This window comes from Psychrobacter sp. TWP2-1-2, assembly GCF_049896785.1.
In the GTDB taxonomy this organism is placed as follows: domain Bacteria; phylum Pseudomonadota; class Gammaproteobacteria; order Pseudomonadales; family Moraxellaceae; genus Psychrobacter.
Map to the genome: position 1 here is coordinate 22149 of NZ_JAFCVA010000005.1, position 22706 is coordinate 44854.

Genomic DNA, 22706 nt, shown 5'->3' on the forward strand with positions numbered 1-22706 from the left:
GCTCTTGTTATGTTAAAGTCCATATAATTATTAATCTACTTTTTTGCATAATGTAATTAGCCGCTATTACATGCTTTTATTAAGAACCAGATAGGACTGTCTCTGTGAAATCATCTCTATTAAAATCTACCGGATTAATTGGTGCTATATTATTAGCAACCACAGCCTGTGCTCAGCCCATTGATACGACTGCTAATAACCAAAAAGCCAGCCAGAGTACCCAGAATGTAAAAGTGATTGGCACGGTTAGTAAATCTGTTGACAGTCGCTTGCGCCAATTGCTTACTCAGGCAGGGATCAAAACACAAATCAGCTCTATTGTGCCGTCCAACTTACCCAATATGTATCAAGTCAATTTGGCGGGGCAGTTGCCTTTGCATATCACTGAAGATGGCAAATATGTCATTCAAGGCGAGCTACAAAAGAATCCAAGCAAGCGTGTAGTCACCAAGACGCCAGCGCGTAGCACCAGTGTGCAGGCAGGCAAACCTGTCAGTGCGAGTGTCAAATCTGATATATTGGCAAATATGGATGCGCTGAAAAATATGAGCACTAAGACGCCGTTCTTTTATACCGCAGTGCCAGGTGTGATTTGGGGTGCGACATTGGAAGGCGTGCCTTTTTTACTATCGGATGATGCACAATATATTACTGATGGCGAGATATCTGTCATCGAAAACGGTCAATTCATCGGACTCGATGAGCAGTTTGAAAAGCGTAAAAATCAGTCTGTGTTTGCGACTTTAGATGAAAGCCAGCTGATTAATTATCCAGCGACAGGCCCTGAGAGAGCGGTTATTTATGTGGCAAATGATGTCAATTGTCCTTATTGCCGCCGCTTGCATCAACAGCTACCGATGCTTAATGCCAAAGGTGTGACGGTCAAAACCATTGGTTATCCGATATACGAGCAGTCCCCTGAGCAAATGCGTGGCATTTGGTGCCAAGGTGACGAGGGCAGCCGCCGTAAAGCTTTTGATAAAGCAATGTTGCAGGGTGAGATGACACCTGCACCAGCAAGTTGTAAAGCCGATCATGTAACGCCCAATCGTGAAAAAGCAGCAGGGCTTGCGGTGATGGCAACGCCTGCTATCTACCGTGAAGATGGCGTGTTGTTTCAAGCGAGCTTTGAGAGTCCAGAGTTTTTAGAATTTTTGGGTGTGCAGTAGCTCACATAGATGTTTAATCTTGCATAGATGTTTAATAAAGTTATAAATAAAAAATGTATTAAGAGATGATATTCCTTAATATTGATAAAAAAACCGCCACATAAGTAATCTATGTGGCGGTTTTTTATTACCTCTAACCGTTAGGGATAGCAAGTCTATTGTGGCAACACGATATCAACGATTTTCCAATCAATTAAGCCGTTACGCTGCATCTCTATTGTCAAAGGATAACCTTTCACCTGACCGCTAATAGTGAAGCAATTAATACCGCAATAGCCCAATGTTGGCTTGTCACTGTCAGACCCTTGCGCTACCTGTTGCTCCAGTTCAGCGGCTTGTTTTTCCATGATTTGCTGCATTTGGCTTTTGACCACTGCATCTACATCACCGCGCTGGATGATAAGATTTTGAATCAAATTTTTGAGATCGACTTGATTACTGGCGATTGCCCATGCGGCGGCCAGCTCTTTGGTCGCGGTGTTGGCCTGACCTTGGGTATCGATGACTTTTTCGATATTTTGTGGCGTGATAGCACCATCTACCGCCTGCGTTATAAAGCTATTGGCGGCTTGGGTCAATGGTTCGCCGCCCAACTCAGCGACCAATGGATAATTGGCCATAGTCGCCGTAAACTGACTGGTGAGTTGGTTTTGGATACTAGGTCGCACTTGCTCATAGTCGATCGCTGCGGCGATGGTCGCGCCGTCTTTGGCATCGTAGGCGTTTTTAAGCTGATAAGCGCTGTAATAGGGCGAGCCTGCATAGGCAGCGACGGCAATGACGATTAATAAAATAATCAGCTTCTTCATAAAAATCAAACCCTTATCGCAAAACAAAAACGTAATGATGGGCAAATTTAATACTGGTGAGTATAAATTTAAAACCCCAAAAATATAGCGATAAATATTAGCATGGCTGAGCCTTTTTAAGGTATGAAAACCTTTGTTCATTCCTTAATAAAACCTTTTTGTATGGCTAAGCGCACTATAGTGGATACTTTCCCTGCCTAATCGCTTGATAAATCACCATAGCATCTCCATAAATAGCGCAAACTTTTAATAATTGATTTGGCTAAGCAGCATCCCGCCGTATTCGCTTGTAAGATTCATAGCAGTATCACCTCTTTTCTCTCACTATTTATGATGTTTCATGTGAAACATTTGAGTGCCATAGTGAGTCGTATTAAGGTGGTGGTTGACTAGAACTACTGAATCGACTGTCCGGTGGACTGTAAAGACGATAGGAGAGCCCATGAGTAAGCGCGATTTTTATGAAGTATTAGGTGTGAGCAAGACCGCTGAAAGCAAAGAAATTAAGCGAGCTTACCGCAAGCTGGCTATGAAATATCACCCTGACCGTAATTCTGATGATCCAGATGCTGAGGATAAATTCAAAGAAGCATCCATGGCTTACGAAGTACTAAGCAGCGAAGAGAAGCGCTCTGCTTACGATCGCATGGGTCATTCAGCCTTCGAAAATGGTATGGGCGGCGGCGGCTTTGGCGGTGCAGGTGGTGGCAACTTCCAAGATATTTTCGGTGATATCTTCGGCAACTTTGGCGATATCTTCGGTCAGCAGCGTGGTGGCGGCGGTGGACGTTCGCGCCGTGGCTCAGATTTGCGTTATGTGATCGAGCTGACTTTAGAAGAAGCGGTACGTGGCTGTAAAAAAGAAATCAGTTTCACAGCGCCTGCGCCATGCGACACGTGCGATGGTAAAGGGGCAAAAAATGCCTCTGATATCGTGACTTGTCAGACCTGTCATGGACAAGGTCAAGTGCGTATGCAGCAAGGATTTTTTGCCGTGCAGCAGGCCTGCCCACATTGCGGCGGCACTGGTAAGCAAATCAAAAACCCATGCTCTGACTGTCATGGTAATGGCGTTAAAGACAAATCACGTACGCTAGAAGTGTCTATCCCAGCTGGTGTTGATGATGGTGATCGCGTCCGTCTAGCAGGCGAAGGCGAAGCGGGCGGCGCGGGCGTCCAAAACGGCGACTTATACGTTGAAGTACGCGTAAAACCGCACAACGTCTTTACCCGTCAAGGGGCTGATCTATATATGGACGTACCCGTTAGCATCACCGATGCAGCACTGGGTAAAGAGGTCGAAATACCAACCCTAGATGGTAAAGTGAAAATCAAGGTTGCAGAGGGCACGCAAAGTGGTAAGTTGCTACGTGTACGCGGCAAAGGCGTGACGCCAGTACGCACCACCATGAAAGGTGATTTGATTTGCCGTGTGGTTATCGAAACCCCAGTGAACTTAACTCGCGAGCAAAAAGACCTGTTGCGCCAGTTCCAAGATACGCTCGACGGTGATAGCAAGCATCAGCAGTCGCCACATAAGAAGTCATTCTTTAAAAAGATTGGTGACTTATTTGATTAACTGAGTTGTTTTAATCACTCGTTTGGTTAAATGACTAGATACAAAACCCCCAGTGTTTCATGTGAAACACTGGGGGTTTTTATTGACGCTATAAAAAACCATTCAGGTGGTGATATTTGCTAAACTTAGTATCATAACATTTAAAACCTTTCTTATTAATATAGAGCTTTTAGGGTAAAAATATGAGCCAACAGATAACAGCGCAAGAAAATACAAATAAACAAGCCATCAAAGTCGGGGTTATTGGTGCTGGTGGTCGTATGGGGCGCATGCTAATAGAAGCGGTACAAGATAACTCGCAAACGGCATTAAATGCCGCGATAGAACGTCAAGGCTCAAGCCTTGTTGGTGCGGATGCTGGCGAAGTCGCCGCTATCGGTCGCTTAGAGGTACAGATTGTCGATGATTTAAAAGTTGTCATTAATGACATCGATGTACTCATTGACTTTAGCTTGCCTGATGCTACTGAGCAAAATATGCAGATTTGTGCGGCAAACAATGTCGCGATGGTCATTGGCACCACAGGATTCAATGAGCAGCAAGAGCAAGTGTTGGCAAAAGCCAGCGAGAAAATTGCGATTGTCTATGCTGGTAACTATTCAACAGGTGTTAATCTGTCATTAAAGTTGCTCGGCATGGCCGCGAAGGCATTTGGCGAGGATGCCGATGTGGAAGTCATTGAAGCCCACCATAAGCATAAAATTGATGCGCCATCAGGCACAGCATATATGATGGCAGAAGCCGTGGCAGAAGCTCGTGGACAGAATCTAAAAGACGTCGCTGTTTATGGCCGCGAAGGACAAACGGGCGAACGCAAAGCAGGTACTATTGGTATTCATGCTATTCGCGGTGGTGAAATCATTGGCGATCATACCGTGATGTTTATTGCCGATGGTGAGGTGGTTGAAATTACCCATCGTGCCCGCGCGCGTATGACGTTTGCCGCGGGTGCTGTACGTGCCGCGACTTGGGTTATCAAACAAGAGGTCGGGCAATATAATATGCAGGATGTGTTGGGCCTAAATGACTAATGTTTGAGCCATCTAACGTAATTGAGGTTGATATGGAAAATAATGCCAGTATCACTATCAAGAATTTTAAAAGTTATAAAGAGGCGACTTTGCCGCTTTCACCTCTGACTTTACTGATAGGGGCGAATGCGTCAGGTAAAAGTAACGCTATCGAAGCCTTTCGATTTTTGAGCTGGGTGGCTGGTGGCGAGCGTCTATCTACACTCAAAAATAGAGTGAATGATAGTGATAAAGTCGTTCGAGGTAGTGTTTTTGATTTGGCACTAAATGATAAAAATTTTACTTTATCAATGGAGCTAAACGAGGCAAATTATAAAATTGATTTTATAGTCGACTTAGATGAGTTATATATTCTAGACGAATGCTTGTCATTGAATATATCAAATAATATACAGAAGCTTTATATATTGAGGGATGCACTGCTAAATAAAGAATACTTAAAGACTTTAGACTTGGAAAGCTTTATATATGAAAAATTCTTGTTAACAAATAACGAGGAGTACAATGTATTCATTACTCATAATAATAGTTTCATAGGTCTAAGTTCAATTAAGACAGAATATTCTAAAGATTTAGCATTTCTTCATACTCTTGTAGAGTTACATGACAAAATCTATCACAATAAGAGTTTTGGAAAGGATATTAAAGAATCTATAAATAATTTTGAAAACAATATTCATGAGATTGATAGTAAGTTCAGATTAACTCGTTTCTTTGACTTTCAACCAAGTAATATGAGAAAAGAGAGTATTGTGAGTAAGGAGCTTAATTATAACGGTTCTAATGTTGCTGGTGTCTTATCTCACACATTAGATAAAAACAGTGACTATAAAAACAAATTATTAAATTTCATTAAGCATATACCTGAACAAAACATTGTTGATATTAGATTTTGCGTAGATAGCAGACGTAGAGTTGAGTTCGTTCTAATAGAAAAATTTGGCAGAAACAAAAGAGAATGCCCAATGGATCTATTATCTGACGGCACTCTAAAAGTATTAGGAATAGCCGCAGCGCTATTATCTGTACCAGAAGGGTCAACCGTAGTAATAGAAGAGATTGATAATAGTATTCATCCTACGCGAGCTCATGAAATACTAAGTTTGCTGCGCCAGTATGCCAAAGAGCGTCAGCTTAATTTATTACTATCAACACATAACCCTGCGCTAATGGATGCGCTACCTGATGAGGCGTTGGCAGATGTGGTATTTTGCTATAGAGATCCAAAACAAGGTGATAGTAAGCTAGTCCGCTTGGGTGATTTAGATGATTATCTGGGTTTAGTCGCTCAAGGAACGCTTGGCGACTTAGTGACGCAAGGTATTGTTGAGCGCTTTGTTAAGCATCCAACCACGCCAGAGCAGCGTAAAAAACAAGCATTGGACTGGCTAAATCAGCTACAAGGAGCTGATTAAATGGCAGATATTTGTATATTGGACACTAATATAATATTAAATATATTAAATGTTCCGAGCAAGAGCCAAGATAGAGTTAAGGTTCTAGACGAATTTAAAATCTTTGCTGAATCAAATTGTCGATTTATTATACCGTTAGTAGTCGCGGTAGAAGTCGGTAATCATATTAGTCAAAATGGTGATGGAGATACACGCCGAGAAATTGCTAAACAGTTCGTTGATATGATGCAAAAAACGTTTGATGGTAGCTCGCCATTTGAGATTAGCAATTTTGACCTAAAGTTAGAATGGCGTAATTGGATTAATGAGTTTATTGTCAGAGCTGGCCAAAATAAAACTGCTACTAAACCGAATGAAGGTATGAGCCTGACAGATTTATCTATCATTAAAGAATACGAAGACATTCAAGATAAAAACAAAGCCCATAGAAATAAGCACGTGCAGGTATTTATTTGGTCACTTGATTCGGACTTAATACATTATGGTCACTCCTACTAAAGCAATAAAAGTAGTTCTACTAAGCGTTATTGTGTTCTCAACGCTCAATATCTCAGCACAAGCAGCTACTTTTCAAACCTACGTCATTCATACCTATGGTGGCGATGCATTATTGCCGTCAGTTCGTCAGCAACTAAATAATAGTCGTGACGGCGGTACAGTTACTACCTATCAAGACAAGTTAGTGTTGCATACGACAGCCGCTAACTATCAGGCGGTACAGCAGTTATTGACTCAGATTGACGGTCAGCCACAGGCATTGACGGTCGCTGTGCGTGTTGGCAACAATAGCAGCGTCCAAGGTAATATTCAGCAAGGGCAGGTCATTATTAGCAATCGTGGTATTCAAGGGTCAGGGATTATTCATCAGAGCAATAGCCAACAGCAAACAAATAATTTATACCAAGTACAAACCTTGTCAGGTAGTGCCGCCAGCATCAGTACAGGGACGCTTTATGCGCTGAATCAAACCTACGATGTAAATAGTTATACAAATTATAAAAGTCCCTCAGTACAGATTGTCATTCAGCAGCAGGTATTGCTACCAACGACGCAAGGCATCACGGTTACGCCAAGATTATTACCGACTGGTCAAGTCGAAGTAACATTGTCACAAGTTGAAGAAACACTCGCACGCTCTTATCCGTCTTCTCAGAAAAATAGTAATCATGCCATTCAAGGTCAACGATTAGACACGACCATTATTATCCCACGTGGTCAATGGGTAACTATCGGACAAATCTCTCAAAGTAGCCAAAATCAACGCGCAAGTTATGGTAGCAATCGTGCCATTGATAGCACTAAAAACACACCAATTTGGATAATGGTGCAGTAGCCTTGCATCGATTATTATTATCTTTGGTATAAAAAAGCGCGATACTGCTCATTACAGTATCGCGCTTTTTATCGATAATAATTTATTGCAGATTAGTCAACGTAGATCACTTCTAACGGTGGAAAACCATTGAACTCAATAGATGAATACGAGTTAGTATAAGCACCCGTGGTCAACCAAAAGATTTTATCACCAATCTCCAGCTCTTCTGGCAATTGATAGCCCGCTTCTTCATACATGATATCGGTCGAATCACAAGTAGGACCTGCCAGTACCACAGTGCCTTTGCTGGTTGACGTTTCCATCTTAGGCGTATAAACCGGATACTTGATGGCCTCTCCCAACGTCTCGATTAAGCCTTGGAATAAGCCCACATCGGTATACACCCAACGCGTTAAATCCGTGTGCGACTTACGCGAGATAAGCACCACATCACTGACCAATACACCTGAGCCGCCAACCAATGAACGACCTGGCTCAAGGATAATATCAGGCATGTCCTCTTCACTATAGTCATCTGTCAAATAACGAGTGATCTCTTCAGCGTAGACTTTTATAGGGTTCACTTCACTAATATAGTTGGCTGGAAAGCCGCCACCCAAATTGATCATTTGTAGCTTAATATTTTCTTCGTTTTTCATCCAGTCAAACATGTATTTGACCTTGGCTAGCGCATCATCCCAAGCGGCAACGTCTTTTTGCTGACTACCGACGTGGAACGAGATCCCATAAGGCACTAGACCCAAATCACGAGCTTGAATCAACAGCTCAATTGCCATATTGGGATGACAACCAAACTTACGAGACAATGGCCATTCAGCGGTCTCAGAGCCTTGTACTAAGATACGCACAAAGATTTTTGAACCAGGGGCGTGCTTGGCAATATTTTTTAAATCAGCTTCTGAGTCGGTCGCATACAAGTCAATACCTTTTTCAAAGGCGTATTTGACGTGCTCCGCTTTTTTAATGGTATTGCCATAAGAGATACGCGATGGCTCAACGCCGCAGTCTAGTACGCGATCAAGCTCATAGATGGAGGCACAATCAAAGTTCGAACCAAGATCAGCAAGCAAGTTAATCACTTCAACAGCAGGACTGGCTTTCATTGCATAATGGATTTTAGCATTGGGAAAAAACCCAACCATTTCATGATATTTGGTTTTGATACGGCTAAGGTCCACGACCAAAAATGGCGTCTCGCGACCTTCAGCAGCTTGAGTGAATTTCTGCCAGCCGGCAGGGTCAAAATATTGGTCAATTTTGATCATGGTCATGGTAGGAAACCTTTAATAAAGACAGTAGGTGTTAAAGAGTAAATGCTCGCATCACGTTATTGTCATTTCACGTTATCATCATCACGCATTCTACAAGTCAAAAAACCTTGTGTTCATACTGATTAAATGACGTAAAAATAGCTTAGATGATGAATGGACTAAGAATGGCTGGGTTGCGGCTGTTTATCCGCCATTTGTTCGCCTTGTTTTTCGCGTATTTTAACGATTTTACGCACTTTATCGCGAGCACGAGTTTGCTTGAGACGTGATAAATAATCGACGAATATGACCCCATTTAAATGATCCATTTCATGTTGGATACATACCGCGAGTAAGCCTTCTACTTCTTCATCGATTTTTTGACCATTCTCATCTAAGGCTTCAATGCGCACTTTGTTCGGGCGCTCGACACTGTCATAGACTTCAGGTACAGACAAACAACCTTCTTCATAGGGCTGTTTCTCTTCTACCAATGGTGTCACCTTTGGGTTGATAAAAACTCTAGGGCTATTTTTATCTTCAGACAGATCCATGACGATGAGCTGAATATGGCGATCCACTTGGCTTGCCGCCAAACCGATACCTTGTGCCTCATACATCGTCTCAATCATATCAGCGATTAAGGTTTTGATTTCAGCAGTCACTTCCTTAACAGGCGTAGCAATAGTACGCAGGCGCGGGTCTGGGTAATTTAAAATAGGGAGTAAAGCCATAACGCTCACCTCAATGATAGGGATAAAATAGGGTTGATATTATAGGATAAATGGGGACAAAAGTAATGCTTATCAATACTTTCGCACAATTATTGCTTTTTATCATCGTAAAAAATCAAGGAGGTCGCTTTTATTATAGGCATAAAAAAGCCCTGCAATTCGCAAGGCTTTTTGATTTATATAAGCTAGATTAGATGTAATATGACTTGCATAAGTAGAGTTGCTTTTTAGTAAATTAAGTCACTTCTGAGTCATTAAAGTCACTTGGGGCAGCTAAAACATTTGAGCAAAAGTGCAAAGTTATACGCCACGTTTGCTCATAATCATCTCATAGATAAATAACAGGATGATCGCACCGATTACTGAGAATATCAAACCAGTAAAGCCGCCATCAGCATTGATACCGATAAGACCAGCTAAGAAGCCACCTAATAAAGCACCGACGATACCCAATACAATCGTCATTATCCAGCCCATCGGGTCACTACCTGGCTTGATAGCTCGTGCCAATAAACCTGCAACCAGACCTACAATAATCATCCAAATAAAGCTCATATTATTCTCCTAATTTATTATCATTTATAATAGTTAATCAATTTTGATAAGCTCATTGTAAGCACTGTATAGACGTAAAGGTAAGCGCGAAATGTTACCAGTGTATGAGCTATGTGAGGAAAATCGTAGATTTGCTAATATGCAGGTAGAATAGGTAAATGAAAGGTTACAAAGGTAGTGAAGTCGAAAACACCGTTTATATATTAAGGCATTTTTGGATATCGACGCTCCCTAATACTGATACTCTCTAATATCGACGTTCCAATAGTCATCGTAAGTAATCAGAAAAATTTGATCATAAAAAAACGTTGCTCATTTATAATAAGCAACGCTCTTATTTGACACCAGAACTAAACCAGCTAGATTATTTGTTGCGTAGCTTTATTAAGTGGCTTTATTAAGTGGCTTTATTAAGTGGCTTTATTAAGTGGCTTTATTACGTAGCGCAGTTAGTAAGCGTTGATGAATACCTTCAAAACCGCCATTCGACATAATCACAATGGCGTCACCCGCTTTTGCGTGCGTGTCGATATGCTCGATGATAGCATCGATACTAGAGAGCACCTGTTGGTTGCCCATGTTAGGATTTACGCTATTGGCATTTTCAATCACTTCTTTTAAACCCCACTCCAGTCCTGTCGGCTCATACCATAAGGTATGATCGGCGAGAGCAGCAGACTTAGCCAAGCTGTCTTGATGGATACCCATTTTCATGGTGTTACTACGGGGTTCAATAATCGCCCAAATTCGTCTGTTCGCCAGCTTCTTCTTGGCACCGTCTAAAGTAGTAGTAATGGCTGTAGGGTGATGGGCAAAATCATCAAAGACTAAGATATCATTGACATCGCCAATCAGCTCCATCCGACGTTTAATGCCCGCAAATGCTGATAAAGCCGCGCACGCAGTTTTGACACTGACGCCGATGTTATAAGCTGCTGCGACAGCAACCAAGGCGTTATTCACATTATGCATGCCGCTCATCGACCAGTCGACGACGCCCGTGGCTTCTTCATCAGCAACATCAGCCGCAAAACTAACCGTAAATTGACCACCATCTTCGCTGATAAGTTCAGCTTGCCAATCACTACTATCTTTTGCGTGGGTATTATCTGTTGCATAGGTATTATGTGCCGCTGAATCCAATACGGCTGTCCGCCAAACGGGTGTCCAAACCCCTTTCGCCAACGTCTCCTCTAAGCTGGCAGTCGCTGTAGGCATAATGATTTTGCCCGTGCTTGGAATCATGCGCACCATATGATGGAATTGGGTCTGAATAGCCTCAAGATCCACAAAAATATCCGCATGATCAAATTCTAGGTTATTTAAAATAGCCGTACGCGGACGGTAATGAACGAACTTTGAACGCTTATCAAAAAATGCAGAATCATATTCATCTGCTTCGATAACAAAATAACCAGTATTTACCGAATCGTCATTATCAATTTTGTCAGCACCCAAATAACTGCTGTGAGCGAAGACGTGCTGTAAATGCTCGTCAATGGTATCAACCAGTGGCACACCGCCGATTAAAAACCCAGTGTCGATACCCGCATAGTGCAATATCCAAGCGAGCATAGTCGTCGTCGTGGTTTTACCGTGAGTACCGGCAACGGCTATCACATGACGCGATTGCAATACCTGCTCAGATAAAAACTGTGGTCCTGAAGTATAGCGTAGACCTGTGTCCAGCATATATTCGATGACATCCATACCGCGCTTCATGGCATTACCAACGACGACTAAATCTGGTGCTGGTTGTAAATGCTCTATCAGATAGCCTTGCTCAATGGTCACGCCCGCGTTTTCCAGTTGGGTGGACATCGGCGGATAAACGTTGGCATCTGAGCCCGTGACCGTATGCCCAAGCTCGCGCGCTAGCAATGCCAGTGAGCCCATAAAAGTACCACAAATACCAAGAATATGAATATGCATAGACGTTCCGTACGAGCTTAAATTAAAAGAATAAAAATGGAGCATTATCCCAAAAGTTACCGATATTAACCGTGGTGTATTCTAGGATACGCTCAACCTAATGATCATCAGTCTTGGCTATAATTAAAATATCATAAATGGTGACGGCGTTAACCGTGCTTCATGTACCAAACGTACTATTGACGCCCGCTTGCCTTATCTCTACTTTATATTGCTTCGACCCTATATTCTGTTACAAAAACAGCATAGGATCGCCAAATAGCAGCGTCGAAAACAAGCACTTATTGTAAAGTAAACACCGCATGATGACCAATAAAAAACGCCCAACAAGTAGGCGTTATTAAAAGGATGGTCTGGCTCATTGAGCATCACTATATTCAGAGCACCTAAAATTTAGAGCACCTAAAATTTAGAGCCTCTAAATGTTTATGCCGCTATTTTATTATTTGCGCGACAAGGTATAGTCATTGTTAGGTTTTTTATGTTCATCCATTAAGACAAGATGATTGTCTTGAATATGATACGCTTCAATGTTTTTGTCTTCATAGACAATCGTAATCATATCATTGTCTTGACGATAAACACCAGGCTCAAACAGGGGTGCATTCGGCATTTCGGGATTGTTATCTATACTGGTTTTTAGCACTGAACCATCAGCGAATAAATTCAATGTAATATCAGTGCTATCACAAGATTTACAGGGTACCATGCCACCATAATCGCCCATTAACGTGGCTTGTAATGTGCCATTACCCGGCTCTGAGCGTGTCAGCGATTGATGGGGATGTGCACCGTTACTCGATTGGGCAGCCGCAATCAGCGATTGTCCTTCTGACACTTTATCTAGCTCACTACCCGCATTTAATAGATTGGTCTCTGACAAGTTCTCTGCGCTAGCTTGTGCGCTGTTCTCTTCTACATGATCGATAGGGGCGACCTTAGTCGTCATACCTTTATCGCCGCTAGACGAGGTACTATCACAGCCGATGAGCAGCACACAGAGGGGCAGCGCTAGCAAACAACGACCACCGCGTTTGAGAATAGTCAGCGTGTTAGAACAAGTAGGCGAAAAATATATCATGGTCACACCAAAAAACAGTTTTTTAATAGTCATTCCAAATGATTATCGACACTATCGACAACTCAATACGTTGTCAAAAAGGAAAGATAATAGGAAGTATAAATGTTTAAATTAGAGTAGAAGACTACGAGACTACAAGTGCCATCTGAGGCTAGGCGGCGAGAAGAAGCTATCGGTAGCCTATCGCCAATCAGTCAACAGTGATGGATATTTAAAACGCTATTTTACCCATCAAAAGCAAATAAACTGTGTCAAGATATCAAAGGTTAAAGATATCTCTGTGGCCTTTTTGTTATGATAGGTTTAGCCATGAGCTAAGAATAATGGTTTAACATTGATAGATATGACGAACCAAAATTATCGGAGATATTTAATAGTGGCTCATTAAAGAACAGACGTTTAGTAATAAACACGCCTGTTCGTTTGGAAAAATGGATCTAGCAAAAACAAAGGGTATAGCAAAAAGCAACGTAGGGGCTAATTCGCTATCAAGCAAGACGGTTAGGGGCAACAGGTCGTAAAATGCGCCATAATATCAACCCGTGTACCACCAATAGCAGACTAAATAGAATCAAAGATTGTTCAGGAATACTTAGACCCATAAATGTCCACTCAACAGAGGCACATTCGCCAGAACCTGCAAAAACTTCTTTAAATACTTGCAAAATCGGTAGCGTATCTAACCAATAATCCAGCCCTGGACCACAAGAAGGTACTTGGTCGGCAGGTAGATGCTGTAGCCAAACATGACGTCCAGCCACGGCGGTCGCCCAACCGATACCTGCTAAGCTACCAAGCCACAATACCAGTCTAACTGCCTTAGATTTAGGGTTGAATAATGCCGCTATCAAAGCAAAACTGCCCATGATTATGAGGCCAATACGCTGAAAAATACACAATGGGCAAGGCGAAAATCCCATATAGCGCTGTAAGAAAAACAGCGCAAAACTCATACCTATTACGGCTATTATCACCAAAAATATTTGCAAATTGCGGTAAGTGGTCAGCTTTAGCATCGGGCAGTTACTCTTATAAAGTAGTCATCTATACACGTTAAGTGGCGGTTAGTATTTATTATTCAAAACTCAGCAATAAAAGCTCAGCAATCAAAACTTAGCGATATTGCTGTAAAAATTCCATAAAATCTTCAGTTTCGGCTTTTTCAATCTCAGCTTGCTGTAATATCGATTTTTCTGCCAACACTTCATATTTGGCTTGGGTGTTCGGACTAAGCGTTTGCTGTAATAAAGACTCACGATGCTGCTGCGCCAAGGTAAAGCCAAGCTGCCATAAGCTGCCTAAACGCTGACTATCAGAGTTTACTTGTGCTGAAATGGTTGATTCAGAGTGCCCTGCTTTGCCTTGCATTAACGCGACTGCTGCACGGTAATCGTTGCCGCCATAATGCGCATCAAGTAGCGCGGCAAGTGGTTGCATGCGTTCTAAATGCACCAGCATCCAGCTCTCAAGCAGTTGCTCTTCGCCGTTGTTTATAATGTGTAAGCCTTCGCGGCGACCTTCGTTTACCACGCGCTCAAGATTGATGGCTAAGGTCTCTTCTTCCTCAGGTAATAGATCAGGTGAGTCGCTCAGCAGACAGTACAGCGCCATGACCTCTAAGAAACAAGCGCTAGACAGACGAATACCGACATCGCTATAAGGGTCTAGATCGATTGCACGGAACTCAACATAGGCGATACCGCGGCGCTCTAATGCTTCGGTCGGTGTCTCGCCGCTCATCGCGATTTGTTTGGGACGAATAGGGCTATAGTATTCATTTTCTATTTGTAAAATATGATTGTTGATTTGGATAGGGTTGCCATCGGCATCATCTAAGCCAAGCTCGGCAAAGCTTTCGTGCGGAGTCTGAATCGCACGGCGCAGTCCATCGACATACTCTGGCAGATAGTTATAACGAATATCGAGCTGTTCTTGCACACTATTGGTATAACCAAGCTTGCCCATACGTAGGCTGGTGGCAGCAGGCTTATAGTAGGTTGAGTCGTTTAGCAGCTCTAAATCATGCTCACGACCAGCTAAGAAACAAGGGCAAACGCTAGGGCTAGCACCCAGTAAATACAGTACCAAACTGGTCAGACGCTTAAAGTTACGGATAAGCCCTAAGTACTTTTCATTTTTAAATTCTGTCAGCGTTTGCGCTTGTGCAGCAGGTATTTCAGCTTGCCAGACTTCAAATAATCCGTCACCAAAAGACAAGTTATAATGCAAACCTGCAATCGTTTGCATGCGGCGACCATAGCGAATACCAAGCCCGCTACGGTATAGCGTCTTGAGCTTACCCGTATTAGAGCTGCCATAATCAGCCAGTGGGATGTCTTCATCATTCGATGACAGCATACAAGGCATAGACAGCGGCCACATCAGCTCACCTTCAGGCATGGCTTGATAGACCAATACATGCAACTGACGCAGCATGTTTAGCGTCTCTTTTGGTGAGGTTTTAGGGTCAGTAATTAGCTCAAGTAGGCTTTCTGAATAATCAGTTGTGATAAACGGATGGGTGAGCTTTGAGCCAAGTTTGGCTGGATGCGGCGTCTGAGCCAAGTAGCCATCGGGTCTTACGCGCAGACCTTCTTTTTCGATACCGCGGAGCATGCCCGTTAGATGCTTGCTATCAAACCAATTAGGAATGTCAAAATTCACAAAGCTACTCGCAAAATTACTCATAATAGTCATCTATTGTTATTTATTATGGCGGCTCAAAACACGACTGGCGTTTGACCATAATGAAGGTAAATATTGGATTAAGAATGCCGTCAGTTTAGCTCAAAGCTGCCCTGAAAACCACGGACAATTACAAATACGATAAGCTTTACAGGCGCTCATTCATCTTGATTTTAATAGGTATTTCAATAAAAAATTTTATGCACAGCGCGTTACTTTTTTCTAAAAAACGCATAAAACAAGAAGCATCTACCTAGGAGATAGATGCTTCAAAAGTACGACGTTAAGCGGTTTATGATAGCGTTGACTAACGAGGAAGGTATCTTGATCAAAAGTCATGCGTCTCGCCAACTTAAATAGAGAAGGATGAGCCACAGCCACACGTGGTGGTGGCATTTGGATTGGTGACGATAAAGCGTGCGCCCTCTAACCCCTCAGTATAGTCAACGGTAGAGCCTTGTAAATACTGATAGCTTAGTGAATCGACGACCAAGGTCACATCGTCATTGTCAAAATTGGCATCGTCTTCATTCAGCTCATTGGCGAAGTTAAAGCCGTAAGAAAAACCTGAGCAGCCGCCGCCCGTCACATAGACACGTAACATCAGATCGCTGTCGCCTTCTTCTTCACGTAGACGTCGCACCTTTTGTGCAGCGCTATCGGTTAAGCTTAAAACAGTTGGGTCTACTGGCTGGCTGGCGCTTGGATTAAATTGGTTGGCTGATTCGTTCATATCTACCTCAGTTGCTAGGATCAAATGCGGTCGTCCAGTTAGGGTTTGCAATGAAATAGTTGCAAATAAAGATACGCACGGCGTTTGATTCAATTGGGTGCTGTTATTATAGCGCTGCTATTGGTATGACTAATGGCGCATTATAAATATGATATCTGTGTCATTACAACGATTTGGTTGATAACGGGCACTTATCTCATAGCAGTATATCATAATGGGGGTATTGATTCGTTTGTCAAGAGTGACGCTACTGGCTGAAGGTGGCTGATTAATACTAGCGGTTATTATCCCCATAAACTCATGCTAAGAGAAAGACTTTTTGTGCGAATAAACACTTGGTTTTGAAATAGTTATTTAATCGTTTGCCTATGGGGCAAGCGTTTGAAATAATAGCCGCCAGTTAACATGCCAGATGTGTGTTTTTTATTGCCTTATATTTATATTACTGTTGAGTTGAAGAGATTATATGATCGAATTTAAAGACGTTGGTGTTCGCCGTGATGGTCGTGAGTTGTTTGCAGGGGCAAGCTTCCAGCTACATCCGGGCCACAAAGTTGGCTTGACGGGCAACAACGGCACCGGCAAATCTACCTTATTTGCCTTATTGTTGACGCGAATGGGCAGAGGAGATACCGAGGTCACGCTTGATAGAGGTGAAGTCAGTATTCCTGATAGCTGGCATGTGGCGCATATGGCGCAGGAAGTTGGTGCTACGACGCAGTCTGCGATTGATTATGTATTGAGCGGTGATGAGCAGTGGTATGAGATTAATGCTTCTTTGAATGATTTGAGTAGCGTCAGTGATGAGCAGATCGGGGTATTGCATCAGCAGTTCGATGAAATTGATGGCTATCGTACGCCGACTAAAGCGGCACAAATCATGGCAGGTCTTGGTTTTAATACCAGCCAGCATGAATTACCCGTAGAAGGGTTTTCGGGTGGTTGGCGCATGCGTCTAAACCTTGCCAAAACCTTGATGAGCCGTGCGGACTTAATGTTACTCGATGAGCCGACCAACCATTTGGATTTGGATGCTATTCTTTGGTTAGAGACTTGGATCAATGCCTATACTGGTCTGGTCATCGTCATCTCGCATGACCAAGCCTTTTTGGATGCCACCGTCGGTCATATCTTGCATGTCGAACAACAAAAAATCACCCTTTATACTGGTAATTATCAGCAGTTTATTCGCACCCGTCACGAGCGTATGGCACAGCAGCAGCAAGCGTTTGAAAAACAAGAAGCGACTAAAGCACATTTGGATGACTTTATTCGTCGTTTCCGCGCCAAAGCCAGTAAGGCAAAGCAAGCACAGAGCCGTATCAAGCAGCTTGAGCGCATGGCTGAGCTGTCACCGATGATGGCGGACAACCCGTTCTCTTTCCGCTTCTATGAGCCAGCAAATATGAGCTCACCACTGATTGAGCTGACCAAAGCGGATATTGGCTATAGCGATACGCCACTTCTATATAATGCCAATGTGCAAGTGACGCCGGATACGCGTCTTGGCTTGCTAGGTATGAATGGCGCAGGTAAATCAACACTGATTAAAGCACTGGTCGGCGAGCTTGGCGTATTAACAGGGACGTATCGTGTTTCGGATACCCTGAAATTAGGCTACTTTAACCAGCATCAAATGGATATCTTGGATGCCAAGGCAACACCGATAGAGATGTTGCGTCGTCTAGCTGGTAAAACCTCTGATGCGATGCTACGCTCGTTTTTGGGTAGCTTTGACTTCCGTGGTGAGCGTATTGATACGCCGAGTGAGCTATTCTCTGGTGGCGAGCGAGCGCGTTTGACGCTGGCATTGATTGTTTGGCAACGTCCGAACGTTCTGGTACTCGATGAGCCAACCAACCATTTGGACTTACAAATGCGCCAAGCGCTGACCATCGCCTTGCAAGGATTTGAGGGAGCAGTGGTACTGGTTTCGCATGATCGTGAGTTGATTGCCAACGTCTGTGATGAGCTGTTTTTGGTACATGATGGTCAAATCGAGGAGTTCGATGGTGACATCAGCGACTACGGTAAGTGGCTGGCAGAAAAGCGTAAGCAAGAGAACTCATCAGATAAAAGTACCAGTAAGAAGAAAAGTAAAAAAGAGAGTAAGAAATTCGTTTCACGTGAAACGGATAAGGGTCAAGTGAGTAATAAAGCACCTGATCATTCATCAAAAAGTAAAGCGACGACGCCTACGCTTAGTAAAGATGCTCAGCGCAAATTGGCGGCTGAACAACGCAAACTCACCGCGCCTATTCGCCGTGAGATAGAAGAAATAGAAAAAGCATTGGCTAAAATTGATGGACAGCTTGTGACGCTTGAAGAAAAACTGGCTGATACGGATTTGTACGAAGAAGGTCGCAAGTCTGATTTGCTGTTATTACTTAACGAGCAAACGGCATTGCAGCAGCAGCACAGTGACAATGAAGAAAAACTATTACTTTTGATGACGACATTAGAAGAAATGGAAGCGGGTTTTGAGTAGAGAGCTGTTTGTTACAGTAAATAGTAGGTTTTGATTGTTTTTTAAGCTATTTTTACTTGATTGAGACAGTCACAAAAAAGGGAGAGCGCTGGCTCTCCCTTTTTTATTACGTTATTCCTTACGGTATTTACCATCACCATAAGACAGTATTTCCATCGTGGTCGTACATAACTGACAGTTTATTTGACCAGCAGCAGCTTTCGATAAATCCAAAATACGACCCCGAATGAAAGGGCCTCTATCGGTAATTTTTACGATTACACTCTGCTTTGTCTTCTTGTTGGTCACTTGTACCTTCGTACCAAACGGCAACGTGCGATGCGCAGCGGTCAAAGAGTTCATGTTGAAGATACTACCACTAGCAGTGCGTTTACCGTGGAACTGACTACCGTAATAACTGGTGTTTCCAGCAAAAACGGTGGTACTCAGCAATAGTGATAATGTGATAACCAAAGACTTGATTAAATAAGACATTTAATACCTTTAAGCAATTTATAAAATAGACAGATACACTTGCCTATGTTATTCATACTCCCTATGAGTATAAATAATATATTCATTTTACAACACATACTTTGTCATATTCTTACGGTTCTGTAAAAGAACTACCAAGGTCAAAACGCTCATTTATGCACGCTAGCTATTAAATACCAGTGATCTGTATGTAATTGTTTTAAATAATGATTTACATTGTTAATGGTATTTTTGGCTTGACTCTCTATTTTTTCCTTAGGGCGAGTGTTAAATTGATATGAGGTCTGTGGTTCTCAAAGAATAATAATGCCAGAATCATAGAGAAATATGCCAATGCAGTGACAAAGGCGAATCATAATGTATTAAGTGCCTCAAACAACTTAAACACTGCTGTTGTTCGGCACTATTACTGGTAATATTTGTATAACGGTATTGAATTTTTATATTACTATCATTATTAGATAGACTATCGTTACCACCTGTTATGTCGCAGTTGAATAAATTTCCGTACCATATCGTTTAAAATGGGCATACCAGTATCATTAACATGCTTTTATGTTGAGGACAAAAACATGGCAGAGAAAAATTACTATGACATTTTAGGGGTCAAAAAAGACGCGTCAGCTGCAGATATTAAAAAAAGATACCGTAAGCTTGTCCGTCAATATCACCCTGATGTGAGCGATGATCCAGATGCAGACAATAAGATTGCTGAGATTAATAATGCTTACGAAACCATTAGAGATAAAGAAAAGCGTGCCGAATATGACGCCATGCTAGACAATCCCTTTGCTGGTCAAAGTGGTGGTTTTGGTGGTCAATCTGCAAGTGGCGGGCAAGGCGGCTATCGCTGGGAAGATATCAAAGATCAGTTTGGTGAAGGCGAAGCTTATGGCGATGGTGGCTTCCGCTTCGATGACATCTTTTCGGCATTTGGTCGTGGTGCACGTGGTTCAGCTGGTGGACAATCGCAGCGTAGTGGTTTTGGCTCGCAAGATAGCAAAGGTCAAGATCAACATGCAGAGATTACGGTTGATTTGGCGTCCGTTTATAATGGCGACGACTACAGCATTAAGTTGAATGTGCCCGTTCGCAAGCCAGATGGCAGTATGGATTATGATAACAAAACGCTAAAAATCAAAATTCCTAAAGGCATCACCGATGGCAAGCAAATTCGCTTAGCAGGACAAGGTGCAGCGGGTAGTGGTCAAGGTAAAAATGGCGATTTATTTTTAAAGGTTAAAATTCGTCATGCGGGCAATATTCGTATCGAAGGCGCTGATGTTTATCAAACCGTCAATATAGCGCCATGGGAAGCTGCGTTGGGTGAAAAAATCAACGTCAGTACGCCAGCTGGTACGCTTGCTGTGACTGTGCCTAAGAACAGCAAGTCTGGTAGCAATTTACGTCTAAAAGGTAAAGGTATCCCTGCTAAGCAAGCGGGTGATTTGTATCTAACCTTAAACATCGTGAACCCTGATATCAGCACTGAGGCTGCGACCCAAGCTTATGAGCAACTAAAACAAGCCTTTGCCGATATCAATATTAGTCGTTAATGGCCACCAAAAATTACTCACATTGAAACACTGTAATAGAGATGAAGACCATACGATAACGATGAAATAAAGAGCAAACGAGGATAATAGCTATGAAACACTCGCCTGAATTTACCGACATTATCATGAGCTTGGATGAGCTGGTATCTGCCTGTGGCCAAGAGCGCCAATGGGTCATCGAATTGATTGAAGAGGACATCATCGAATATGATGTACCAGAACGTGAGCAGTTCACTGGTTATCAGCTGACGACAGTGCGCCGTGCCTCGCGCCTTAGCCGCGACTTTGAAGCCAGTGTTCCTGCGATTGGCTTGATACTTGAGCTATTGGATGAGCTCGAACAATTACGCCAATTTAAACGCCAATTAGACATGCAGACACCAGTGATTGAAATTGAAATCGATCCTTTAAAATAATTTATTTCCCCTTTATTCAGTACATAAAAAATCAGCACAAAAAAAAGGGTCTCTAAAATGAGACCCTTTTTTTGCAAATAATATATTTAGCGTTTAACGCGCATATTTTGGATCAGCTGCTGCGGTAAACAGTACATCCGTTGAAGAGTTCAACGCCGTTTCTGCCGAATCCTGTATCACACCAATAATAAAGCCAATCGCTACCACTTGCATAGCGATATCGTTTGGAATGCTAAATAAGCTTGCTGCCAATGGAATTAAGAGTAATGAACCACCAGCGACACCAGAGGCACCGCAGGCACTAATGGTTGCAACCAAACTGAGTAGCAGTGCTGAGGCAAAGGTCACTTCAATACCGAGTGTATGCGCGGCTGCAAGCGTTAAGACGTTAATCGTAATCGCCGCGCCTGCCATATTAATGGTTGCACCCAGTGGAATCGTCACCGAATAAGTATCTTCGTGTAGACCCAGTTTGCGGGCAAGGTTCATATTGACGGGAATGTTGGCAGCCGAGCTACGCGTAAAGAATGCGGTAATCCCTGACTCACGCAAGCATTTGAATACTAGCGGATAAGGGTTTTTGCCCGTTTTGATCAGTACAATAATAGGGTTAGCAATCAAAGCGATAAATAACATACAACCAACCAGTACCATCAAGATACGCGCATAACCTGCCAAAGCCGCAAAGCCTGTCTCAGCGACGGTGTTGGCGACCAAACCCAAGATACCAAAAGGTGCTAGGGCAATGACCCACTTCACCACTTGGGAGATGGCGTCAGAAAAATCACCGACCACAGTGCGTGTGGTATCACTGGCTTGGCGCAGTGCGAAACCGATGATAATTGCCCACGCTAAAATACCAATATAGTTGGCTTCAGCGATGGCATTAACTGGGTTTGCGACCAGATTTAGTAGTAGATTGGTCAGTACTTCTTTGAGGTTGGCTGGTGGGACTTGCTCAATCGTGGCGTTGACCAATACCAGTTCTGTCGGAAATAAAAAGCTCGCACCGACAGCTGTCAGTGCGGCTAAAAAAGTGCCAAACATATACATGATAAGCACAGGCTTGACGTAAACCTCATTACCGCTGCGATGCTGGCTAATGGCCGCCATGACCAACACAAATACCAGTATCGGTGCGACGGCTTTTAGTGCTCCTACAAATAAGGTACCCAATAATCCTAAGGCAATACCGATATCTGGTGCCAACCAACCTATCAATACGCCCGCTATCAAACCGATAATAATAAGTGGTACTAGACCAATGCGCTTATACATCGCAAAAAATGAATACATCCTTACCCCGACAATCTAATGAATAATAAAAGAGATCAAGCCATTTTATGTTTTTTGCTTTACTAGTCTCATACTCGTATAAAGGTAAGATTCGTAAAACAGAATAAAAATGGGTAAAGTATAACCAAAAAAAGGGCAGTTAAGCCCTTTTTTTATTTTTATACCTA

At 42.7% G+C, this 22706-nt stretch carries 20 protein-coding genes; 9 read left to right on the plus strand and 11 right to left on the minus strand.

Annotated features, from left to right (window positions below; all coding sequences use genetic code 11):
* Positions 1-104: 104 nt before the first annotated feature.
* Complete coding sequence (locus ACP7AE_RS06140) at positions 105-1169, plus strand: disulfide isomerase DsbC N-terminal domain-containing protein (protein ID WP_426241995.1); 1065 nt, start codon at positions 105-107, stop codon at positions 1167-1169.
* 155 nt (positions 1170-1324) lie between these two features.
* On the opposite strand, the gene ACP7AE_RS06145 is transcribed toward ACP7AE_RS06140, so the two are convergent.
* Positions 1325-1978 carry a DUF2939 domain-containing protein gene (locus tag ACP7AE_RS06145; protein WP_201540899.1) on the minus strand — a complete coding sequence of 218 codons (654 nt, stop codon included), beginning with the start codon at positions 1976-1978 and terminating at the stop codon, positions 1325-1327.
* A gap of 442 nt (positions 1979-2420) precedes the next feature.
* Here ACP7AE_RS06145 and dnaJ point away from each other — a divergent pair, with 442 nt between their 5' ends.
* The 5 genes from dnaJ to ACP7AE_RS06170 all read left to right on the plus strand — a co-directional run bounded on the left by dnaJ (position 2421) and on the right by ACP7AE_RS06170 (position 7336).
* On the plus strand, positions 2421-3557 hold the full coding sequence (gene dnaJ / locus ACP7AE_RS06150; protein WP_087814909.1) for a molecular chaperone DnaJ: 1137 nt from the start codon (positions 2421-2423) through the stop codon (positions 3555-3557).
* 182 nt (positions 3558-3739) lie between these two features.
* Positions 3740-4588, plus strand: a complete 849-nt coding sequence (gene dapB / locus ACP7AE_RS06155) for a 4-hydroxy-tetrahydrodipicolinate reductase (RefSeq protein ID WP_201540898.1) — start codon at positions 3740-3742, stop codon at positions 4586-4588.
* 32 nt (positions 4589-4620) lie between these two features.
* The gene (locus ACP7AE_RS06160; protein ID WP_426241998.1) at positions 4621-6003 is read left to right on the plus strand and encodes an AAA family ATPase; all 1383 of its coding nucleotides are present in this window, start codon (positions 4621-4623) and stop codon (positions 6001-6003) included.
* Positions 6004-6501 (plus strand): PIN domain-containing protein, encoded by a 498-nt coding sequence (locus ACP7AE_RS06165; protein WP_426242000.1) that lies wholly within the window; start codon positions 6004-6006, stop codon positions 6499-6501.
* Positions 6485-7336, plus strand: coding sequence for a hypothetical protein (locus ACP7AE_RS06170; RefSeq protein WP_201539360.1), 852 nt, complete (start codon positions 6485-6487; stop codon positions 7334-7336). The genes ACP7AE_RS06165 and ACP7AE_RS06170 overlap by 17 nt, the downstream gene beginning before the upstream one ends.
* A 92-nt stretch (positions 7337-7428) precedes the next feature.
* On the opposite strand, the gene ACP7AE_RS06175 is transcribed toward ACP7AE_RS06170, so the two are convergent.
* From ACP7AE_RS06175 to erpA, 8 genes are all read right to left on the minus strand, one after another.
* Positions 7429-8604, minus strand: a complete 1176-nt coding sequence (locus tag ACP7AE_RS06175) for a type III PLP-dependent enzyme (RefSeq protein ID WP_426242153.1) — start codon at positions 8602-8604, stop codon at positions 7429-7431.
* Between the two features lie 164 nt (positions 8605-8768).
* Entirely contained in the window at positions 8769-9323 is a 555-nt protein-coding gene (def, locus tag ACP7AE_RS06180) for a peptide deformylase (protein WP_045442956.1), read from the minus strand.
* A gap of 300 nt (positions 9324-9623) precedes the next feature.
* The gene (locus ACP7AE_RS06185) at positions 9624-9878 is read right to left on the minus strand and encodes a GlsB/YeaQ/YmgE family stress response membrane protein (protein ID WP_055125583.1); all 255 of its coding nucleotides are present in this window, start codon (positions 9876-9878) and stop codon (positions 9624-9626) included.
* A 423-nt stretch (positions 9879-10301) separates the two neighbouring features.
* The gene (gene mpl, locus ACP7AE_RS06190) at positions 10302-11810 is read right to left on the minus strand and encodes a UDP-N-acetylmuramate:L-alanyl-gamma-D-glutamyl-meso-diaminopimelate ligase (RefSeq protein WP_426242003.1); all 1509 of its coding nucleotides are present in this window, start codon (positions 11808-11810) and stop codon (positions 10302-10304) included.
* A 442-nt stretch (positions 11811-12252) separates the two neighbouring features.
* On the minus strand, positions 12253-12891 hold the full coding sequence (locus ACP7AE_RS06195) for a copper resistance protein NlpE N-terminal domain-containing protein (RefSeq protein ID WP_201539362.1): 639 nt from the start codon (positions 12889-12891) through the stop codon (positions 12253-12255).
* 488 nt (positions 12892-13379) lie between these two features.
* On the minus strand, positions 13380-13907 hold the full coding sequence (locus ACP7AE_RS06200) for a disulfide bond formation protein B (protein WP_087814904.1): 528 nt from the start codon (positions 13905-13907) through the stop codon (positions 13380-13382).
* Positions 13908-14004: 97 nt separating this feature from the next.
* Positions 14005-15579 carry a glutamate--cysteine ligase gene (gene gshA, locus ACP7AE_RS06205; protein WP_426242006.1) on the minus strand — a complete coding sequence of 525 codons (1575 nt, stop codon included), beginning with the start codon at positions 15577-15579 and terminating at the stop codon, positions 14005-14007.
* A gap of 349 nt (positions 15580-15928) precedes the next feature.
* A complete protein-coding gene (erpA, locus tag ACP7AE_RS06210) occupies positions 15929-16309 on the minus strand; it encodes an iron-sulfur cluster insertion protein ErpA (protein ID WP_045443732.1) in 381 nt (126 codons plus the stop codon).
* Positions 16310-16775: 466 nt separating this feature from the next.
* On the opposite strand from erpA, the gene ACP7AE_RS06215 reads away from it, so the two are divergent.
* Positions 16776-18797 carry an ABC-F family ATP-binding cassette domain-containing protein gene (locus tag ACP7AE_RS06215; protein ID WP_426242008.1) on the plus strand — a complete coding sequence of 674 codons (2022 nt, stop codon included), beginning with the start codon at positions 16776-16778 and terminating at the stop codon, positions 18795-18797.
* A 111-nt stretch (positions 18798-18908) separates the two neighbouring features.
* Here the strand turns inward: ACP7AE_RS06215 and ACP7AE_RS06220 are convergent, their stop codons facing one another.
* Positions 18909-19271, minus strand: a complete 363-nt coding sequence (locus ACP7AE_RS06220; RefSeq protein ID WP_045442968.1) for a septal ring lytic transglycosylase RlpA family protein — start codon at positions 19269-19271, stop codon at positions 18909-18911.
* A gap of 572 nt (positions 19272-19843) precedes the next feature.
* Between ACP7AE_RS06220 and ACP7AE_RS06225 the strand changes: the two genes are divergently transcribed.
* Complete coding sequence (locus tag ACP7AE_RS06225; protein ID WP_426242010.1) at positions 19844-20827, plus strand: DnaJ C-terminal domain-containing protein; 984 nt, start codon at positions 19844-19846, stop codon at positions 20825-20827.
* A gap of 92 nt (positions 20828-20919) precedes the next feature.
* Positions 20920-21243: a chaperone modulator CbpM gene (locus ACP7AE_RS06230; protein ID WP_060490155.1), complete on the plus strand. Its 324-nt coding sequence runs from the start codon at positions 20920-20922 to the stop codon at positions 21241-21243.
* Positions 21244-21336: 93 nt separating this feature from the next.
* Here ACP7AE_RS06230 and sstT read toward each other — a convergent pair whose 3' ends face one another.
* On the minus strand, positions 21337-22539 hold the full coding sequence (gene sstT, locus ACP7AE_RS06235) for a serine/threonine transporter SstT (protein WP_055123716.1): 1203 nt from the start codon (positions 22537-22539) through the stop codon (positions 21337-21339).
* Between the last annotated feature and the right edge of the window lie 167 nt (positions 22540-22706).